The organism is Pandoraea sp., from assembly GCF_004297875.1.
Taxonomy (GTDB): Bacteria; Pseudomonadota; Gammaproteobacteria; order Burkholderiales; family Burkholderiaceae; genus Pandoraea.
The window spans coordinates 277,745-297,077 of the sequence record NZ_SCSK01000035.1 but is presented as its reverse complement, the minus strand read 5'-3'; the positions used below and the strand labels follow the sequence as shown (position 1 = coordinate 297,077).

The following is a 19,333-nucleotide window of genomic DNA, read 5'->3' as shown; positions in this document are numbered from 1 at the left end:
GACTTTTCAATAACGCGGCGGAATGAAATGCGCCTGGAAGATCTGAACTATTTTTTGGCGGTCTCCGAAGCCGGCCACGTTGGCCGTGCCGCGGAGCGTGTCGGCCAGACGCAACCGGCGCTGACCAAGGGCATCCAGCGACTGGAGCGTGAACTGGGTTTGCAGTTGTTCGACCGTACCGCCAAGGGCATGACGCTGACGTCGGCCGGCCAGGCGTTCTTCATGCGCGCGCAGCACGTGCGCACGCATCTGGACGATGCGATCAAGGAAGCCAGCGATCTGAGTCTGGGCAAGATAGGCCTGGTTCGCGTCGGTGTGCCACCCAACTATGCTGAAACCTTCTTTGGCGACGCCTGCGCCGAATTGCTGCGCCTGCGCCCAGCCGCCCGTTTGAGCGTGATGAGCGGCTTGAATGACAAGTTGCGGGCCGCGCTGCGTCTTGGCGATCTGGATTTGTGCATCGGCGCCTTGACTGAACACGACGCCGAGGACCTCGAGCAACAACCTCTGTTCGACGACCCTATGCACATCGTCGCGCGAGAGGATCATCCCTTGTTCTCAGTGCCGCGCCTGCGCCTGGTGCACTTGGCACAGGCTGGCTGGCTGCTGCCAGGCAGTCACGTGTCGGCCCGCCAGCGACTCGAGGCGCGTTTCGCCGATGCCGGGCTGCCGCCGCCGAGGCTGGTGATCGAAACCAATTCCACCATCGGGTCGCTCATGAGCGTGCTGTTGCGCTCCGATCTACTCGGCATCACCGGCGACCTGACCCTGTCGCGCAGTGGTCATGGCCTGCGCGCTTTGCCATTGGGCGAGGGCATGTGGCCGCGCACCATCGGTGTCGCGACTCGCAAAGGCGCCTACCTGTCGCCGCTGGCTCAGCGCTTCATCGAACTGCTCAAAGAGGCCGTGCCAAACCAGCCGTAGCGGGGTCATTCCGCCGGGTTATCGTCTTGGCGTGTTGGCGCATCGGCTTGCGGCGCTCGCCCGCCTAACATCAATCGCTACCAAAACCGATGCCAATGGAGCTTTTGATGAACCAGGGACGTTTTATCAGCCGCAGTGCGACTTACTGGCCCGAGCATATCGCGGTCATTTTCCGGGACCGGCGGATCACTTACCGGGCGCTGGATGAACGCTCGAATCGCCTCGCCAACGCGTTGCTGGGGCTTGGCGCAGTCAAGGGCGACCGCATTGCCGTGCAAGCTTGGAACTGCCCGGAACTGATCGAACTCGAGTGTGCGCTATATAAAGCCGGGCTCGTGAAGGTTGCCTTGAATGCGCGACTGTCGCCCGCCGAGACTCAAGAGACGATAGACAACGCGCAGGCGCGCATCGTGCTCGCAGGCGCACATCACCTGGGCTCGATCGACGCCATGCGTGCCTCGCTGCCAAGCGTCGAATACTATGTCGCAATCGACGGCGAGGCGCCGGATTTCATTGCATACGAGACTCTGCTTTCGCAGGGGGCATCCACCAGCCCCGACGTCGAGATGGCGCAGACCGACCTTGCCGTACTGCATTTCACCTCGGGCTCCACCGGCAAGCTCAAGGCGGCGATGCAAACCGTGGGAAACCGGATGGCTTCACTGCGCAAGGTCGTCATGGGACGCATGCGCGCGCGCCCGGGTGATGTGCTGGCATTGGCTGGCCCCATCACGCACGCCAGCGGCATGTTCATTCAGCCGTTCTTGAGTCAGGGTGGCACGATCCTGCTGCACGATCGCTTCGAGCCGGACGCCTATCTTGCCTCGCTCGAACGACATCGCGCGACGGCGTGCTTCCTGGTGCCGACGATGATCAACATGCTGGTCAAGCATCCCCGTATCGGTGCTTACGATTTAAGTGCACTACAGACGATGTCATATGGCGGCGCGCCGATTGCACCAGCGCTGGTCAGGGAAGCGTGGCAAAACGTCGGTCCGGTGCTCTCGCAAGGCTATGGTGCCGGCGAGACGACCGGCGGACTCGTGACATTGAGCACCGATGACCACCGGCTTGCCATCGAGGGCGGGCAGGAGCATCTGTTATCGTCGTGCGGCAGGCCGTTCGGCGAGTCGCAGGTACTGGTGGTCGACGATGCCGGTCATGTGCTGCCCCATGGCGAAGTCGGTGAAATTGTCATTGCCGGTCCAGATGTGTTCGCCGGCTATTGGCGGGAGCCTGAACTGACTGCGGCCGCCCTGGTGGGCGGGCGTTTGCACACGGGCGATCTTGCGCGCACCGATGAGCGGGGCTACATCTACATCGTAGATCGCAAGAAGGAAATGATCATATCCGGCGGATTCAATGTTTACCCGTCAGAAATCGAGCAGGTGCTATATCGGCATCCGGCAATCTACGAGGCGTGCGTCATCGGTGTGCCCGACGAACACTGGGGTGAGGCGATCAAGGCCGTGGTCGTATTGCGCGACGGTGCCAAAGCCAGCAGCGTCGACTTGATCGAACATTGCCGGGGCCTGCTGGCCGACTTCAAAAAGCCGCGCTCGATCGAGTTTGTTGCCGAATTACCGAAGAATGGCAACGGAAAATTATCGCGCAAGGACGTCAAGGAGCGATATTGGCGGGGACAGGATCGGCGCGTGGCGTAAAGCACTCACCCGTCATCGCTCGATGATTTTCGAGGCTGCCAGAAGTGGGCGGCGGCGGCGTTAGCCCGGCGGGCAATTAACACGCCGCGGCGAAATCCTCCAAGAGCTGCCTCCGGCCCTCAAATGTCGGGGTAAGCCGGCGGTCAACGATGACCCAGTTGTACCACACGCAATGTGGACACTGGCATTGCCAAGCTTATTGCCACATTGGATTGCCTCGGTATTTCAATCCGAATAGCCCCTCTCCTACGAAAATACCGAGGATTGCAAAGTTTTCCCAAAAGCATCCGTCTTGAACTACGAAATGGCTGGATTGAGCGGTACCGTGCCATATCGCAAAATGGGTCGCGCTGACGGTCTGCGCAAGCCTGCTCTCCTGTAACGTCTTCGGCACCGAAGCTATCGGGGCAAGTGCTGCTCGAACCGACGCGCCTACGGATTTCGTAGCCGATTCCAGACGTCAGACGTATTCCCGGCCGTTCCGTGGCTCGCGGGCGGCCAAGTGATACTGCGTGGCCGGCGTCATTTCAAGGGGGATGGAACATGTACATAGCGAGCGTGGACGGCAGTCTCGTCGACCCATCTGCGCTTGCAACCAGGGCGAATGTGCCGGCTAACGCCAACACCCCAGGCGGATCGCCCAACGGCGGCGATCCAGCGACGCCCCCAGCTTCCCAGGTGAACGCCCCCGGCCAGAGCACTCAACAGGCGCTGCTGGCCGCCGCGGCGGAGACTGCGCGGCGTCTGGCGATCGCCCAGGCCGATACGAAGGCGGTGCAGACTGCGCTGCAGAAGCAATATCCGAACGGGATGACCGACGCGCAATTCAGTGCGTTCCTGCAAAACGACCCGACGGGCCAGAAATTCAATGCGGACTGGTCGGCGGTGCAGCGCTCGGTGTCCAACGAACTGAGGCTGGCCGCGGATGCGGCGAGGGACCCGGGCGACACGAGCAGCGTGAACGCGGCAATCGCCGCGCAAGCCAAGCAAATCAAGGCAACCGGCAAGGACGACCCGACCCTGGACGCTGTGGTGGACGATTCGCTCACGCAGGTCCAGAGCCAAAGCGCGGCGTCGCGCGCGACCAGCGAAGCGGCATTCCGGGTGGAGGTCGTGGGCAACAGCCCCGGGGCCACTCCCGCACAAATGAGCGTGGCCAGCGCGGCCATGAACCAGGCGCTGGCTCACGAAGTCGCGCTGGCCGCGGCCAAACTGCATCTAGACAACGCGCAGGCGGCACTGGCGGCACTGGCCAAGGAGCCGCTCGGCGCGCGTCGAGCCGACGAGGGCGACGTGAACTCGGCGCTTGCCGAAGCCAAGAGGGAATACGCGCGCGTGCAAGCGGGCGATGACCTGGCCGGTAACAGCGTGACGCCCGACGAACAGACACAAGCCGAGCAAGCCGTCGGCCAGGCGCACAACGGCGAAATCTATTCGCAAGGCGACAATGCCCCGCCGCTGGTCTTGGCCGGGCAAATCGGCGTCGTCTCGGCCAGGCAAACCCTGCAGCACTACGTGGCGACGCTCGACCCGAGCGATCCGATGCTCAGCCCGGCCGAACAGCAGTTGGCCCAGACCAACCCGATCGCTGTGGCGCAAATCCAGATGAGTGGGGTGCGGATCGATCCCAGCCAAATCAGCAACCCCTGGGAAAAAAACCTGGCGCAGAGCGACCCGCTGGAATACGCGATCTACAAAATGACGGGGGTCAACGCCACGGCGGTCAACCCCGACGACCCGAGTCTGAGCGCTACCGACCAGACGGAACTGCACAACCAGCAATACCTGCAATACGCGATGGCGCACGCGAGCCCGGACACGCAGCAGCAGATTGGCCTCATCCTGGGGGCGGGCGAAGCGGTGCGCTACGACAGCGTCAAGGCACAGGTGAACGCGCTGACCAGCGGCGCGCGCAGCACAGCCAACGACCAGAAGGCGCTGCAAGTCCTGGCCACCAACATGAGCCAGGCGCTGCTGCCGGGCGAAGCCGACGCGCTGTGGCAAAACATCGGGGCGCCCAAATTCAGCGCGAGCTACATCCAGAGCCAATACGCGGCGCTGATTCAAAGCCCTGGGCAGAACGCCACGCCGGCGCAAAAAAACGACGCGACGATGAACGCGGACAAGGTCGGGGTGTGGCTGCAGCAGGTCACCAAAAACGCGCCGCCGCAGTTTGCGGCGCTGGCGCTGCAAACGCTGCGGCAGAACTTCAACGGCCAGTGGTTCGAGTCCAACAGCGGCATGCCGGATGCCATGCGCGGCGAGGACATCTACAAAGGCTTGAGCCAGGCGGTGCAAGTGGCCGACCAGCAAGACCCGAGTCACGCCGAGGCCAATAAAATGGCGGCATGGCTGCTCGATGCGGGCAACACCACGGCGACAGGCAAGTCCGGCACCCTGATCTATGTCATCCAGGGCAGCGCGGGCAGCGGGATGATGCTGTTCCAGAGCGTGCGCGACGCGATGAGCGGCGGGTATGGCACGGATCTGTCGGATGCGCTGAACGCGCAAATCTACAACGCCAAGAATGTGCCGGCGAACAACTTCACCCAGGCGTACCAGCTGGGCGCACAGGAAGCCGCCGGCAAGCAGAATGCGCAATATGCGCAGCAAAGCTACCAGAGTTTCCTGCAGGCCGCGCCGGCCACGCTGCAAGCGTACTTCAACGACATCGGGCAACACTACGGCACCGGGGCGTCGCAGTTCGGCGACACGACCCAGCTGGACAACTTCATCGCGGCGGGGCTGAACATGGCGCCGGACACGATCGCGATGCCGACCGTGCCGGGCGCCAACGGACAGCCGGCGCAGGCGCAATCGCCGCTGATGGCCGCGCAGTGGCTCAGGCAGGCCGGGTATGCGGCGCCGCAAAGCGGGGGCAAGCCGGTCTCCAATGAAGCGTGGGCGCAGCTGATCGTCAATGGGCAATATGCGCTACCGCTGAGCGGCCAGGCGCAGTTGCTCACGCCGCAGCAGTTGGCCAAACTGCTGGCCACCGGGCAGTACGCGCACGTGGCCCCGCCTACGGACAACCAGGGCAAGGCGATGAGCGAGCAGCAGATTGCCCAGGCGCTGAGCGCCGGGAAATACCAGATCCCGGCCGGCGGGCTGGTGAACTTCAGCGCGCAGAGCACGCTGGACGGCCGGCACGCGGTGCCGGTGGACATTTATGGCAAGCCGCTCACGGAAGGCGCGCTGCTGCACCAGATCAGCATCGGGACGTATCAGGGCGAAAACCTGTACGCGCACAACCCGAAATTGCAGCAGATCGTGAATCCGATCGCCAAGGAGCTGCAAACGACGGCGGGCGTGAGCCTGCCTGGTCAGAGCAGTGCGGGCGGCACCGGGGCGGTGCTTACGGTGAGCCTGATCCCCACGTTCTACGCATCAAACGGGGTGGGTGCGAGCCCCTCGGCGCTCTTCAGCGCAAAAGACCGGGACGGTCACACCAAACTGATCGACGACCGGGGGTGGCGGTACGACAATCTGAACGACTACCAGCACAGCAACGCGCTGGCCGGGGGCAAGCTGTATGTGCCCACATGGCTCAAGAACGGCAACGCGGCGCCCGGATCGGACATCGAACTGGCGAGCTACAGCCCGGGCAGCAGCGCCGGCGCCAGCGGCAATGCCAGCGCGAGCTACGCCGAAGTGGCTTCGCACAAGACCAGCTTCGGTCAGGAAGTGGAGAGCGCGATGGACGGCATCGCGACGGTGGCCACCGTCGCGGCTGGCGTGGGGCTGATGTTTACCGGGGTGGGCTCGGTTGCGGGGGCATCGCTGCTGGGGGTGATGGCGGCGGGCATGGGATGGGGCGCGTATCGCTCGTTCGACGATCTGGCCAACCTCGGCGAGCACGGCCAGGCGATCAACCCGTTCGCCGGCGGCAAGGCCACGCAGGACTGGATGACAGGGACGGTGAGCCTGGTGGCCATGGGCGCCAGCGGGCTCGCGTTCAAGGGTGCACGGGTGGCGGCGCTGGCGAACGGCATGGAACAGGCGGGGGCCGATCCGGCGGCGGTGGACGCGGTCAGGGCGAGCGCGCGCAGTTGGGAGGGGGCGGCGAGACTGACGAATCTGCCGGCGATGGCCGGCGGCGGATACATGTCGCTCAAGCAGGGCGCCTCGCTGGTGCAGAACTGGAGTGCGCTCTCGAGCGGGCAGAAGTGGTGGCAGGCCGCGCAGATGGCAATGAATCTGGTGCCTTTCGCGGTGGACAAGACCATTGTGTCGCAGCGCAACGCGCTGGCGGCGAGCAACCCGAACGCCGCGATGGTGCCTGCGGTGGGCGCGCCGGGCGAGGCATTCACGCCGCGGGGGAGCGGGGAAATCACTCAAGCCGCGGCGATGGGCGTGGCGGGCAACGTGATCGCCAGGCTGGAGAACCAGACAGGACAGAACCAGAGCGGACAGGGGCAGCAAAGCGAGCAGGGGCAGGACGCGGTCGCTGGCATCGGCGGGAGGGATGGGGCGCATGGCAATCAAGGAGGGTTGCACAGCTTCGTCAAGCCGAACGCGCTCAATCTGCAGGATGCCTTACTAACGCTGCCACCGGGGAAGCGGGCGGCGGGGGGCGGGCAGGGCGGGGTGCCGGCGGCGTATGACCTGAATCCCTCCGTTCCAGTGACGCCCGAGGACGGGTGGCGGCAAGGCTTGATGGACCTGGCCAACCCGCTGCATTCCGGCGTGCTGGATCAGTATCCATCGCCGACCACGCTGCAGGCGATCGCCGGAATCAATCCCGCTGAACTCCACCCGGCATTACGCAGCGTCGGCGTTTCGGACGAGACGGCACGCGCCCTGACGGCGCAGGTGTCCAGCATCGCCGCGCCACCACCGGGCAGCTATGAGATCCCCGCAGCAACGCGCTCCAATCCACTCGAGCTGGCGACGGTCATGTCGCTCGTGCTGCGCACGCATGGCCGCATCGACGGGGCAACGTACGTCGTGTACTCGAATGATCTCGACCCGGCGCAGCGCGGCTTGAATTCGTCCAATGCCTCGCAAACCGCGACGCAGGCTGACAAACTGCTGGAAGAGATCGATCTGGCCAGCCGCAATGCGCTACCGCCGACGCGCTACGGCTCGCTGGCCGACGCGCGCATGGTCGCGAATGCGTCGCCGTCGTATGGCGTTGCGATGGTCGATGGCAGTGCGGTGGGCCAGAACGGCCAGGTGCTGCCGCAAGATGTGATCGCGACGGTCGGGCCGGGAGGACTCTCGCCGGGCCCGAAGCAGATCGGCATCAACACCGGTTACGTGAAACCGATTCGCTTTTCGTATCCGTTTGCAGGGCGCGCGAGCGCGCCACCCCCGGTCGAGATCGATCCAGCCACAGGCGGCTGGCTCGTGCCTGGCGAAGTGCGTCAGAATGCCCCGCTGATGAACGAGTTCGTTACCGGACTGCTCAACAGCGGCGGGCGGCTCGCGGGCACCCACTACGCGCTGTTCAGCCCGAAGGGGCGCATCGATCCGGCGCACGCGATCGGCGATCAAGCCGATGAAGTCGAACACTTCGGCAACCTCGATGCCCTCGCGCGGGCGATCGATACGTCACCCCAGCAGGGATCGAGCGGCGGACAAGGCGACGCAAACAACAACAGGTATCGGCCCCGCCTCGCTGCGATCGTCGACGACTCGGGCCGCATGGTTGCGACGCTATACCGCGATCCAGTCAGGAACCGTTGGCTAGCTGGCTTCCTGGGCGATTACAGCGCAAACGTATCGGTCGCGTATCCCGACAATTTCGAAGCGGGCAAGCCGCTGATTCGCGGCAATGGCATTGACGCCATCAATGCGTTGACCGGAGATGGCCCCACGCAACTCGCGAGTTATCCACGCCGCGGGGCCGATCTCTCTGTGGTTTCCAGCGCCAATACGGATCCGCAGAACCGGGTACCCGGCAGCGACGAATCGGGCAACGCCTCATTGCTGCCCGCGCCGCCGGGTTATTTCATTGTCGAGCAGCATTCGAACCCGATTGGGTTCGTCAATCGCTCCGACGCGGTGTTGATACCCGAAGCCGAAGCGGCGCTGATCATCGGCGCGGGGTGGGACGGCAAGGCACCGATCCTGTTTTACTCGTGCGCGCCGAGCACGCAGATCGACCCAGGCGGCGATCAACTGATTCCGACGCCGGTCATCCAGCGGGTCACCGATGCCTTGCAGCGGTTGTACCCGCTGATGCGCGGCAAGCCGGTCGACGCAGGCTTTCACACCATCGCGGCGAACAGTCTGGTTGATATTGATACGGTATCCAGCGCGAACGTCGCTCCCTATGCGACGGAGGTCCACGTCGCGTCGCAGGAGGCTTGGCAGAACTCGCCGGCCGTGGCGACCTGGCTGAGTCAGCGGCAGGTGTCGATCATCGACACCGGAGACCTGCGCTTCTCGCGGTTCTATCCGTCGCTGCCGATCGTCAAGGCCGATGAGCCCGGCGCCGGTTTGACGGACCCGCCGGGGGGCGCCATAGCGGTTCCAATGTCGCTGGGGCCGAGCAGCGGGGACGCGCATGTGCCGACCCAACCGCCGGCGCGCAACCAGCCGGCGGAGTGGCCTGTCGCGCCGCCGATGCGCAGCTACGAGATCCCCGCCGAAACCCGCGCCAATCCCGTCGCGCTGGCGAAGGTGATATCTGCCGTGCTGCGTTCGTACGGCCGCATCGAGGGGGTGACTTACGGCGTGTTCGCACCAGATGCTCAAGACCCGGCGCAGCACGGTTTGAGTTCATCCTACGGTTCGTTGGGCGAAGCTCGCTGGATAGCCAATGAGTCGCACGGCGTCGCGATCGTCGACAGCAGCGCGGTGGGCGTGGACGGCGTTGTGCCGCCGCAAAGCGTAATCGCGACGATCCGGCCGGGTGGATTGCCGTTGACTCCGGACCAGATCGACGTCAACCCCCGGTGTGCAATGCCGATCCGCTTTGCGTACCCGTTCGAAGGGCGTGCGGGGACAAAACCCGCAGTCGAGATCGACGCCGCGACCGGCGGTTGGCTCGTGCCGGATGACGTGCGTCAGAACGGTGCCGTGATGGACGAACTTATCACGGGGTTGCTGAACAGCGGCGGGCGGCTCGCGGGCACGCACTACGCCCTCGATGACCCGGCGGGAGACACCGAACACGTCGACGAACTCGATGCGCTCGCGCGGACGATCGATGCGTCACGGCAACCCGGAGCAAGCGGCGGGCAATACGGCGCAAACAATATTGGAAATCAATCGAACCCCACCGTTGCGGTCGTCGACGGCTCGGGCCAGACCGTTGCGAGCGCCTACCGCGATACCGCTGGGAATCGCTGGGTGGCAAGGTTCATGGACGATTACGAGGGCAACGTATCGGTTGCGTATCCCGGCAACTTCGAAGCGGGCAAGCCGCTCATTCGCGGCAATGACATCGACGCCATTAACGCATCGGCCGGCGGTGGCCGCACGCAACTCGCGAGCTATCCCCGCCGCGAGCCGGATCTCCCGGTGTATGTCACTCTCGATACGTTTCTGGAGAACTGGATGGTCGGCCGCGATCGATCGGGCAACCCCAACCCGTTGCTGCTGCCGGCGCCGCCGGGTTATTTCGTCGTGAGTCAGCACGCGAACCCGAACGAGTTCTTCTATCATGACCCGGCGCAGACGTTGACGCCCGAGGACGAAGCGGCGTTGATCATCGGCGCGGGATGGGACGGCAAGGCGCCGATCCTGTTCTATTCGTGCGGACCGGGCGCGCAGACTGACGAAGGTGGCGGTCAAATGATACTGGCGCCGGTCATTCAGCGGGTCACCGATGCCTTGCAGCAGTTATATCCGCTGATGCGCGGCAAGCCGGTCGATGCGGGTTTTCACACGATCGCGGCGAACAGTCCGGTCATCTATTATCTGTTGCAGGACGAAGGTGGCTATTCGGTCGACGTGCGTGTCGCGCCGAGGGAGGAATGGCAAAACGGAGCGGAGTTGGCGTCTTGGCGTGAGCAGCAGTATTCGATCATCGACACCGGGGATCTGCGCTTCTCGCGTTTTTACCCGTCGCTGCCAATCGTGAAGGATGGCGATACGCGGGCGGCGGGTTCGGCGACAGGCACACAAGCCGCCGTCAGCGCGCTTGATCCTGTCAGGATGAAGAACGCGCTGCTCGATGCCGGCGTATCGGAGGACACCGCGCTGGCATTGGCCGCGCAACTGAAACCAGCGGCGCACGGCAGCGATGTCGGTTCACTGGTGCGGCCCGTCAATGTTTCGACCGCCGACACCCCCGGCTGGGCCATGCCGTTCGGTCCCCAGGAGCACGCCGATCTGGGATTGGAATATGGGCGTAGCGAGGAGTCATGGCTGACAGCGTATCCGGGTGCTGACGACGTCGCCGGTCTTTATGTCGCGGTAGATCACCGCGAAGGCGCGCGATCCGACAATTGGGCGCGGGCGACCGACATTCTCTCTTTCTATCGCGGTGATTTGCCGAAGGGCACCGGCAGCCGCCTGCTGGTGTCGTTGCTGGATCACTTCAATCTTGCGCCGGCGCCAGGCGGCCGGATCGTAGTCGATGGCGTGACCAACCAGCTGACGGAGGACGCTTTCGCGAACGGCACCGATCCGGCGCAAACACCTCTGGCGATCTCGCTGACGCGCGCATTGGGCGCCTGGGGGCTGGATGTTGAACAGTTCCGGTTCGAGACCGATAAGTACGGGAGCCTGTCTCTCGTGGCCCAACTACGCAATGCGGGCACGCCGGGCATGCTGCCGCTGCGCGTCGAGGTGCCGTGGCGCGACGCGCCGCTGTCCAGTCCAAACCTGAGCTATCTGCCGAGCTGGATCCCCGCGCGCTTGCCTGTGCCGGGCGGGCCCGATGCTTACTACACGGTGCAGGCGCTTGGCGCACACGCCGGGACCGTGTTCGACCAGAACGGTGACGAGCTGTCTCCGGATCGGCTCGCGCACGACATCAATCTCGACGGGGGCAGTCTGCGGCGTTTGCCAGTTCTGTTGGCGTCCGACTATGCGGGCTTCGGCGGGCCGCAAGCCTACGCGCAACAGCTGGCCGACATCCTTGGCTCGGAGGTGCTCGCACCCGACTTTGCGCTGAGCCTCGGCGAAGACCAGACAGTCAATATGACCGGAGACGGCAGCTGGTATCGTTTCACCCCCGCGCCGAATACGCAGGTCGTTTAGGTAACCGAACTCACGGAGAACAGCATCTCCTTGTCGATCGACGCCCCGTTGCGCGCCAGCGATGTCGGCGTAGAAATCAGGCAGCACGGATCGCGCATCTGGTAAACTGCGCCAGTTGCCGGCCAGGCCGGGTTCGCTGCCAGATGAAATCTGGCGAACCCACTGCGGCGATGACGCTTCACGGCGTTGCACCATGGGTCACGGCGCTTCATTTAGGGTGGAGCAAATATGCCGGAAACCCAGGCTGGATATGATGAAAGCCCCGTTGATCGGGGCTCCGCGCTATCCAGTGGAAGATGTGCTCTCCCCGTAGTTCAATGGATAGAACGAGTGCCTCCTAAGCGCTAGATACAGGTTCGATTCCTGTCGGGGGGACCAGCCCAATTTACCCGCCCGACAGTCTCTCTTCCCCCGTTTTTCTCAGCGATTGAGCGCCTGCATAGCCGGCGCCGCGTAGCGTTCACCTGCAGCTGCGCCCGGCGGCAGGATGCTGTCGATGCGCTGCAAATCTTCGTCGCTGAGCGTCACTTCCAGCGCGCCGACGTTGTCTTCGAGCTTGGCGCGCCGCTTGGTGCCGGGAATCGGCACGATGTCTTCGCCTTGCGCCAGCACCCAGGCGAGTGCCAACCGTGCCGGCGTGCAGCCCTTTTCCGCGGCCATGCGCTCGATTTCGGCCACCAGGTCGAGATTGCGCTGGAAGTTGTCGCCCTGGAAGCGGGGCGAGTTGCGGCGGTAATCGTCGGCCGCCAGATCGGCAATGCGCTTGATCTGGCCGGTCAGGAAGCCGCGTCCCAACGGGCTGTAGGCAACGAAGCCAATGCCCAGTTCGCGCAGCGTCGGCAGGATTTCGGCCTCGACGTCGCGGCTCCACAGCGAGTATTCGGTTTGCAAGGCGGTGATCGGGTGCACCGCATGGGCGCGCCGCACGGTTTGCGCCGCCGCCTCCGACAGGCCCAGGTAGCGCACCTTGCCGGCTTTCACCAGATCGGCCATGGCGCCGACGGTTTCTTCGATGGGTACTTTCGGATCGACCCGGTGCTGGTAGTACAGGTCGATATGATCGACGCCCAGGCGCTGCAGCGACGCGTCGCACGCGCGCTTGACATAGGCGGCGTCGCCGCGAATGCCGAGAAACTCGCCATTGGTGCCGCGCTCGTTGCCGAATTTGGTCGCCAGTATCACTTCGTTGCGAAGGCCCTTGAGCGCCTTGCCCACCAGCAGTTCGTTGGTAAATGGCCCATACATGTCGGCCGTGTCGAAGAAATTGATGCCAAGCTCGAGCGCCCGGTGAATCGTCGCGATGGATTCGGCCTCGTCGCGCCCGCTGTAAAACTCCGACATGCCCATGCAGCCCAGGCCCAGGGCGGAAACTTCGAGACCTTGCTGTCCCAGTCGACGTGTTTGCATATGCTTTCCCGTTAATTGAATTTTCGAAAGATGAGATGGCGAGCCGGCGCGGCCGTGACCGCGCGCGGCGTTGATGGCATCGGTCAGCCGTTATTCGCCGGGCGGAAAATCGGCGGCCAGCGTGACGCTTTGCCATGCATCGAAATCGTTGCGCAGCATTTCCAGCTTCTTGTGCGCGAGTTCGAGGGCGTCCTTGCCCAGCAGCAGCCGCAGCGGCGGCGTGTCCGACAGTGCCGCCTCGATGATCGCTTGCGCGCCGCGCACCGGATCGCCCGGCTGATGCCCGCTGCGGCCCATGGTCTGGCGGCGGCGCGCGCCGGCCGTGTCGGCGTAGTCGTCGATGTGCGTGGCCGACTGCTTGAGCGAGGCGCCCGCCCAGTTGGTGCGAAAACCGCTCGGCTCGACGATCAGCACGTCGATGCCCAGCGGCTTGAGCTCGTAGAAGAGCGCTTCCGAAATGCCCTCGACCGCGTATTTGGTGCCGTTGTAATAGCCAATGGCGGGAGCACTGCGCAGCCCGCCGATCGAGGAAATGTTGATCACCAGGCCGCTGCGCTGCTCGCGCATTGCGGGGAGCACGGCCTTGGTCATGTCGACCAGGCCGAATACATTGGTCTCGAACATCGCGCGCACGGCATGGTCCTCGCCTTCCTCGATCGCCGCGAGATAGCCGTAGCCGGCATTGTTGACGAGCACGTCGATGCGTCCGAAGCACCGCAACGTTTGCGTCACCGCGTGATCGATCTGTCGCCGGTCGGTCACATCCAGATCGAGCGCCAGCGCTCGATCTGCGTGCCCTTCGAGCAAATCCGCGACCGTGGCGCTGTGGCGCGCGGTGACAACCGCGCGCCAGCCACGCGCGAGCACCTGTCTGGCCAGCTCGCGGCCGAAGCCGCCGGAACAACCGGTGATCAGCCAAACGGGGTTGTCTCGATTCATCATCATTGGACTCCTGGGATGGGGGGGGCGCGCGCGGCCGGCGCAGTGGCATGACACTGACTTTATAATAGCGCACGAAGCCCATGCTCGCAGCGCGCGGGCGCCGGCGCCGCCGCCTCCAGAAGACGACATGGCCGCCGTACAAAAACGCATACCGGAGACCGCCGCGGCACGATTCACATGAACGAAATCCTATGACTCCATCGACGCAAGCCTCGCGCGCCGGGCGGCTGGCCGCCAGGCTGTCGGCCCGTCCGTGGGTGATCCAGGGGATCAAGGTCGTCCTGCTGCTGTCGTTGATCACGACTGGCGCGTGGCGTGTCTATTTGTACGCCGAACGTACCGAGATCGGCGATATGCGCGACAGCGCGAAGCATCGGCTGGACATTTACGAGAGCGCGGTGACTGGCGCGATCGCGCGCTACGACTACCTGACCGGGCTGCTCAATCTCAACCCGGATGTGATCGCCTTGTTGCAGCACCCGAACGATCCGGTGCTGATCGACAAGGTCAATCGTTATCTGGCGGCTGTCAATGCCGATGCGCGCACCAACACGCTGTATGTGATGGATCTGCAGGGGACCACCCTGGCGGCGAGCAACTGGAACACACCCATCAGCTTCGTGGGGGCCAATTTTTCGTTCAGGCCGTACTTCATCGATGCGATGAAAAACGGTCGCGGCACGTTCTACGGCCTTGGCACCACCAGCAAGCAGGCCGGCTACTTCTATGCCGAGCGCATCTATGCTGGCGGCAAGCCGATCGGCGTAGCCACCGCCAAGATCGACCTCGATAAAGTCGAGCAGGTATGGAAGCAAAGCACCGAGACGGTGATGGTGGCCGATGCCAATGGAGTGGTGTTCCTGACCTCGTTTCCCGGCTGGAAATTCAAGGCCCTGCATCCTCTTGCGCCGCAAGCGCGCGAGGAGATTGCCGCGACCCGTCAATACAACGCGCCCGGCGCGCTCGAGCTGATCGGACTGCGCCAGATCGACCGGCTCAGCGAGAACGCCAGCATCGTCGCCTTGCCGGCCCACAGCCGCTTTGCCGCCAGCGCCTCGAATCCGTTCCGGCCAGAATATTTGCTGGTGAGCCGGCCGGTATCCGGCACCGACTGGCACATCATGATCCTCTCCAACATCACCGCCGCGCGCGTGGCGGCGCGCAACGCCGCGTTCGATACCGCGTTGGGGCTGGCGTTCGTGTCGATCGCCGTGCTGTACGTGTTGCAGCGCCGGCGCATCATTTCCCAGCGGCTGGCGATGGAAGAGACCCTGCAGCGCCTGAACGATGAGCTCGAGCGCAAGGTTGCGCGTCGTACCGAGGCATTGAGTCGCTTGAACAACAGCTTGCGCAGCGAGATCACCCGTCACAAGCAGACCGAGGAGACGCTCAAGGCGACGCTGGAAGAACTGGTGCAGGCCGGCAAAATGGCGGCGCTGGGCCAGATGTCGGCCGGCGTCACGCACGAGTTGAACCAGCCGCTGGCGGCGTTGCGCACCTTGTCGGACAACGCGTTGATGTTTCTCGAGCGCGGCCGCACCGGCGAGACGCAGGACAATCTGCGCATGATCAGCGAGCTGATCGAGCGCATGGGCAAGATCACCGCGCAGCTCAAGCGTTTCGCGCGCAAGTCGCCGCCCGACATGCGTGCGGTATCGGTCGATACCGCGATCTCGAACGCGCTGTTCCTGATCGAGCCCCGCTTGCGCAAGGAGTCGGTGACGCTCGACTACGATAGGCCGTCGGCCCCGATCCATGTGCTGGCCGACGCCAATCGGCTCGAGCAGGTGCTGGTCAACCTGTTCGCCAATGCGCTCGATGCCATGGCGCACAGCGAGCATCGGCAACTGAGCGTTATCGTCCGAACCGATGGCGAGCGCTCGACCATCACCGTGCGGGATACTGGCGATGGACTGAGCGAGGCGGCGCAGGCGCATTTGTTCGAGCCATTTTTCACCACCAAGGCCCAGGGAGCAGGGCTTGGCCTGGGGCTGGCGATTTCGGCGGGCATTTTGCGCGAATTCGGCGGTACCCTCAGAGGAGCCAATTGGGACGGCGGGGCCGAGTTCATCGTTACCCTGCGCACCGCCGCACAGAATGACGCGTTGGAGACAGAATAAGGGTTGGCAAGATGCATGAGCCGTTGAAGGTACTTTTTGTGGAAGACGACCCGGCTGTGCGCCTGGGTAGCGTCCAGGCGCTGCAGTTGCACGGTATCGAGGTGCAATCGTTCGAGCGCGCGGAACCGGTGTTGCGGCAGGTCAAGATGGGGTTCCCGGGCGTTGTCGTCAGCGACGTCAAGCTGCCTGGGCTGGACGGACTGACGTTGCTGCAGGAGCTTTCGCAAATCGATCCCACCCTGCCGGTCATTCTGGTGACCGGGCACGGCGACATCTCGATCGCGGTCGAGGCCATGCGACGCGGCGCATATGACTTCATCGAGAAGCCATTTTCATCGGAGCAACTGGTCGACGTGGTCCAGCGCGCGCTGGAAAAGCGCCACCTGACGCTCGAGCTCGAGAGCCTGCGCCAAAAGCTCGATAGGCGCGACAGCATCGAGACCAAGATTCTGGGACGCGCTCCCGCCATCGAACGGCTGCGGCGCGTCATTCTCGAACTCGCCGATACCGACGCGAACGTACTGGTGCTCGGTGAGACCGGGACCGGCAAAGAGCTGGTGGCGCGTTGCCTGCACGAGCATGGCCGCCGGCGCGGCGCGAATTTTGCCGCAATCAACTGCGCCGGCATTCCCGAACCGCTGTTCGAGAGCGAGGTGTTCGGTCACGAGGCCGGCTCGTTTACCGGCGCGCTCAAGCGCCGCATCGGCAAGATCGAGCATACCCGCGGCGGCACGCTGTTCCTCGACGAGATCGAGACGATGCAGATGTCGCTGCAGGTCAAGTTTCTGCGCCTGCTGCAGGAGCGCACCTTCGAGCGGGTCGGCTCCAACGAACTGCTGCCGATGGAGTGCCGCATCGTTGCGGGCACCAAGGCCGACTTGCTCGAACTGGCCCGGCAGCAGCGGTTTCGCGACGACCTGTACTACCGGCTTGGTGTGATCGTGCTCGAAATTCCGCCGCTGCGCGAGCGCCGCGAAGATATTCCGATCCTGTTCGAGCACTTTGTCCTGCAAGCGGCCGTGGCTTATGGACGGCCGGTGCCGACCGTGTCGCCGGCGCTGATGCACGACTTGATGTCGCGACCCTGGCCCGGCAACGTCCGGGAGTTGCGCAACGCGGCCGAGCGGCTCACACTCGGACTGCAGGATGCTGGCGGCACGGCCGATCCGGCGGCGCCGCGCAGTCTTGAGGAGCAGATGAATCTGTTCGAGCGGCATCTGATCGAGGACGCCTTGCGCGCGTGCGGCGGTCGGGCCGCGCTGGCCTGCGAGCAGCTTGGGTTGCCAAAGAAGACGCTATACGACAAGATGCGACGACTGGGTATCGCGTCGGACGATTTCAAATAGGGTGCTCACGTGAGCTTGCCGGTCGCGCCGAACTGACACGATTTCCGCACACGCCGCGCTGCGATTGTCTGGAATTTCGCCAGGCGAGCTTGGGTGTCCGATTCTTATCTCATATAAATCAATAAGTTAAAAAGTAGTCGCGGTAGGCACGGAGTTTGCATAAGTCTTGGAAATAACAATTCACAAAATTGGAGACAAGGCCAAACCGCCAATCCCCTTGGCAAGCCATCGCGCTGCGTCCCCTTGAATTGAATTGTGTATCCGCCCGGTTTTGGCCGGCCGGCGCCTGTGCGCCGGGCCGAACCGGGGCGGAGTGTACCAGGCAGCAAGCGCCGGTCGGGATGTCACATCCCCGGCCGACGCGACCGATGCGTTCGGCCTGGCGAGACGGGCCGACCACATCGGTCGAAAACGCAGTACCGCAGTTTCTTTTAATGAAAACAGGAGATTGGAATGAAACGTCTGATGATCGGGATTGCCGCTGCGCTGGCATTGAGCGGCGTGGCGATGGCCCAGGATACGATCACGCTGGGGGCATCGGTACAGGAAACGGGCCCGCTGGCCAACACCGGGCGCTACTATCGCGACGGCTACAACTTCGCGATCGACAAGATCAACGAGAAGGGCGGCGTGACCGTCAATGGCAAGCACTACAAGCTGGCGCTGAAGATTCTCGACAACCAGTCCGACACGAACCTGAGCGTTCGCCAATACGTGCAGTTGCTCACGCAGGACAAGGTCAACTTCCTGCTCGGACCGTTCGCCAGCGATTTCGCCTTGGCGGATTCCTCGGTTGCGGAAAAGTATCAAGTGCCGATGATTCAGGGCGGCGGCGCTTCCGACCAGATCTTCAGCCGCGGTTACAAATACATTTTCGGCACGCTGCCGGCAGCGACCGAGTATTTCGACAGCACGCTGCAGATGATGGGCAAGCTCAAGCCGGCCCCCAAGACGGCGGCGCTGCTGTACGCGGATGACGCGTTCGACGTGTCGGTTGCCCAAGGCACGCGCAAGCTGTTGAAAGCGTATGGCATGCAAGTGGTGCAAGACCAGCGCTACAGCAGCAACACGTCGGACTTCAGCACGCTGGTCTCGCAGTTGAAATCGACCAATCCCGATGCGATTTTGGTTACTGGCCACGAAACCGAAGTGCTTAACTTCATTCGCCAGGCCAAGGCCCTGAATCTGAGTCCCAAGCTGTACTCGTTCACGGTGGGCGTGCCGACCGCGGATTTCCGCAAGGCGCTGGGCAAGGACGCCAACTACGCGTTCGGCATGACGCCCTGGCTGCCGTCGGCGAAAGCCAAGGATGAGTACTTTGGCGATGGCGCCAGCTTCGCAACTGCTTACCAGAAGCAGTTCGGTTATGCGCCGGATTACCACGCCGCTTCCGCGGTAGCCGATGTCGAGGCATTTGCCAAGGCAATCAGCGCGGCTAACTCGCTCGACCCGAAGAAGGTGCGCGACGAGATCGCCAAGGTGAATTTCGAAAGCCTGTACGGGCATGTCGCTTTCAATGCACACGGGCAGATCAATTTGCCGCAGACCGTGATCCAGGTGCAAAACGACAACGTGGTGCCGATTTACGATCGCACTGGCTTCCTGGGCAAGGCCCAGTACCCGATGCCGGCGTGGAATAAGCGCTGATGCGGGTTGCCGGGGCCCTGCAGGGGGCCCCGGAATAACGCCTGGCATTGCCGGCACGCACGGCCGCAGCGAAGGGCTGCGCGTGCCGGATCGATCAATTCTTGTCAAAGGCGGTTTGCCTAATCAT

8 protein-coding genes and 1 tRNA gene are annotated in these 19,333 nt (G+C 63.7%); 7 read left to right on the top strand and 2 right to left on the bottom strand.

The annotated features are described in order from the left end of the window. Window positions 1–27 precede the first annotated feature (27 nt). The 4 genes from EPN80_RS10545 to EPN80_RS10530 all read left to right on the top strand — a co-directional run bounded on the left by EPN80_RS10545 (window position 28) and on the right by EPN80_RS10530 (window position 12,122). Window positions 28–924, top strand: a complete 897-nt coding sequence (locus EPN80_RS10545; RefSeq protein ID WP_293026488.1) for a LysR family transcriptional regulator — start codon at window positions 28–30, stop codon at window positions 922–924. 107 nt (window positions 925–1,031) lie between these two features. After that, complete coding sequence (locus EPN80_RS10540; RefSeq protein WP_293026486.1) at window positions 1,032–2,588, top strand: AMP-binding protein; 1,557 nt, start codon at window positions 1,032–1,034, stop codon at window positions 2,586–2,588. Window positions 2,589–3,266: 678 nt separating this feature from the next. Beyond that, entirely contained in the window at window positions 3,267–11,744 is an 8,478-nt protein-coding gene (locus EPN80_RS10535; RefSeq protein WP_293026484.1) for a DUF4781 domain-containing protein, read from the top strand. Between the two features lie 303 nt (window positions 11,745–12,047). Next, window positions 12,048–12,122 (top strand) — tRNA-Arg (locus EPN80_RS10530). A 42-nt stretch (window positions 12,123–12,164) separates the two neighbouring features. On the opposite strand, the gene EPN80_RS10525 is transcribed toward EPN80_RS10530, so the two are convergent. Both EPN80_RS10525 and EPN80_RS10520 read right to left on the bottom strand, forming a co-directional pair. Further along, window positions 12,165–13,151: an aldo/keto reductase gene (locus tag EPN80_RS10525; RefSeq protein ID WP_293026482.1), complete on the bottom strand. Its 987-nt coding sequence runs from the start codon at window positions 13,149–13,151 to the stop codon at window positions 12,165–12,167. 90 nt (window positions 13,152–13,241) lie between these two features. Continuing rightward, a complete protein-coding gene (locus EPN80_RS10520) occupies window positions 13,242–14,093 on the bottom strand; it encodes an oxidoreductase (RefSeq protein ID WP_293026591.1) in 852 nt (283 codons plus the stop codon). A gap of 191 nt (window positions 14,094–14,284) precedes the next feature. Between EPN80_RS10520 and EPN80_RS10515 the strand changes: the two genes are divergently transcribed. The 3 genes from EPN80_RS10515 (at window position 14,285) to EPN80_RS10505 (ending at window position 19,206) form a co-directional block, all read left to right on the top strand. Further along, on the top strand, window positions 14,285–16,213 hold the full coding sequence (locus tag EPN80_RS10515; RefSeq protein ID WP_293026480.1) for an ATP-binding protein: 1,929 nt from the start codon (window positions 14,285–14,287) through the stop codon (window positions 16,211–16,213). An 11-nt stretch (window positions 16,214–16,224) separates the two neighbouring features. Further along, window positions 16,225–17,559 carry a sigma-54 dependent transcriptional regulator gene (locus EPN80_RS10510; RefSeq protein WP_293026478.1) on the top strand — a complete coding sequence of 445 codons (1,335 nt, stop codon included), beginning with the start codon at window positions 16,225–16,227 and terminating at the stop codon, window positions 17,557–17,559. Between the two features lie 453 nt (window positions 17,560–18,012). Next, window positions 18,013–19,206 (top strand): amino acid ABC transporter substrate-binding protein, encoded by a 1,194-nt coding sequence (locus EPN80_RS10505; protein WP_293026476.1) that lies wholly within the window; start codon window positions 18,013–18,015, stop codon window positions 19,204–19,206. Window positions 19,207–19,333 lie beyond the last annotated feature (127 nt).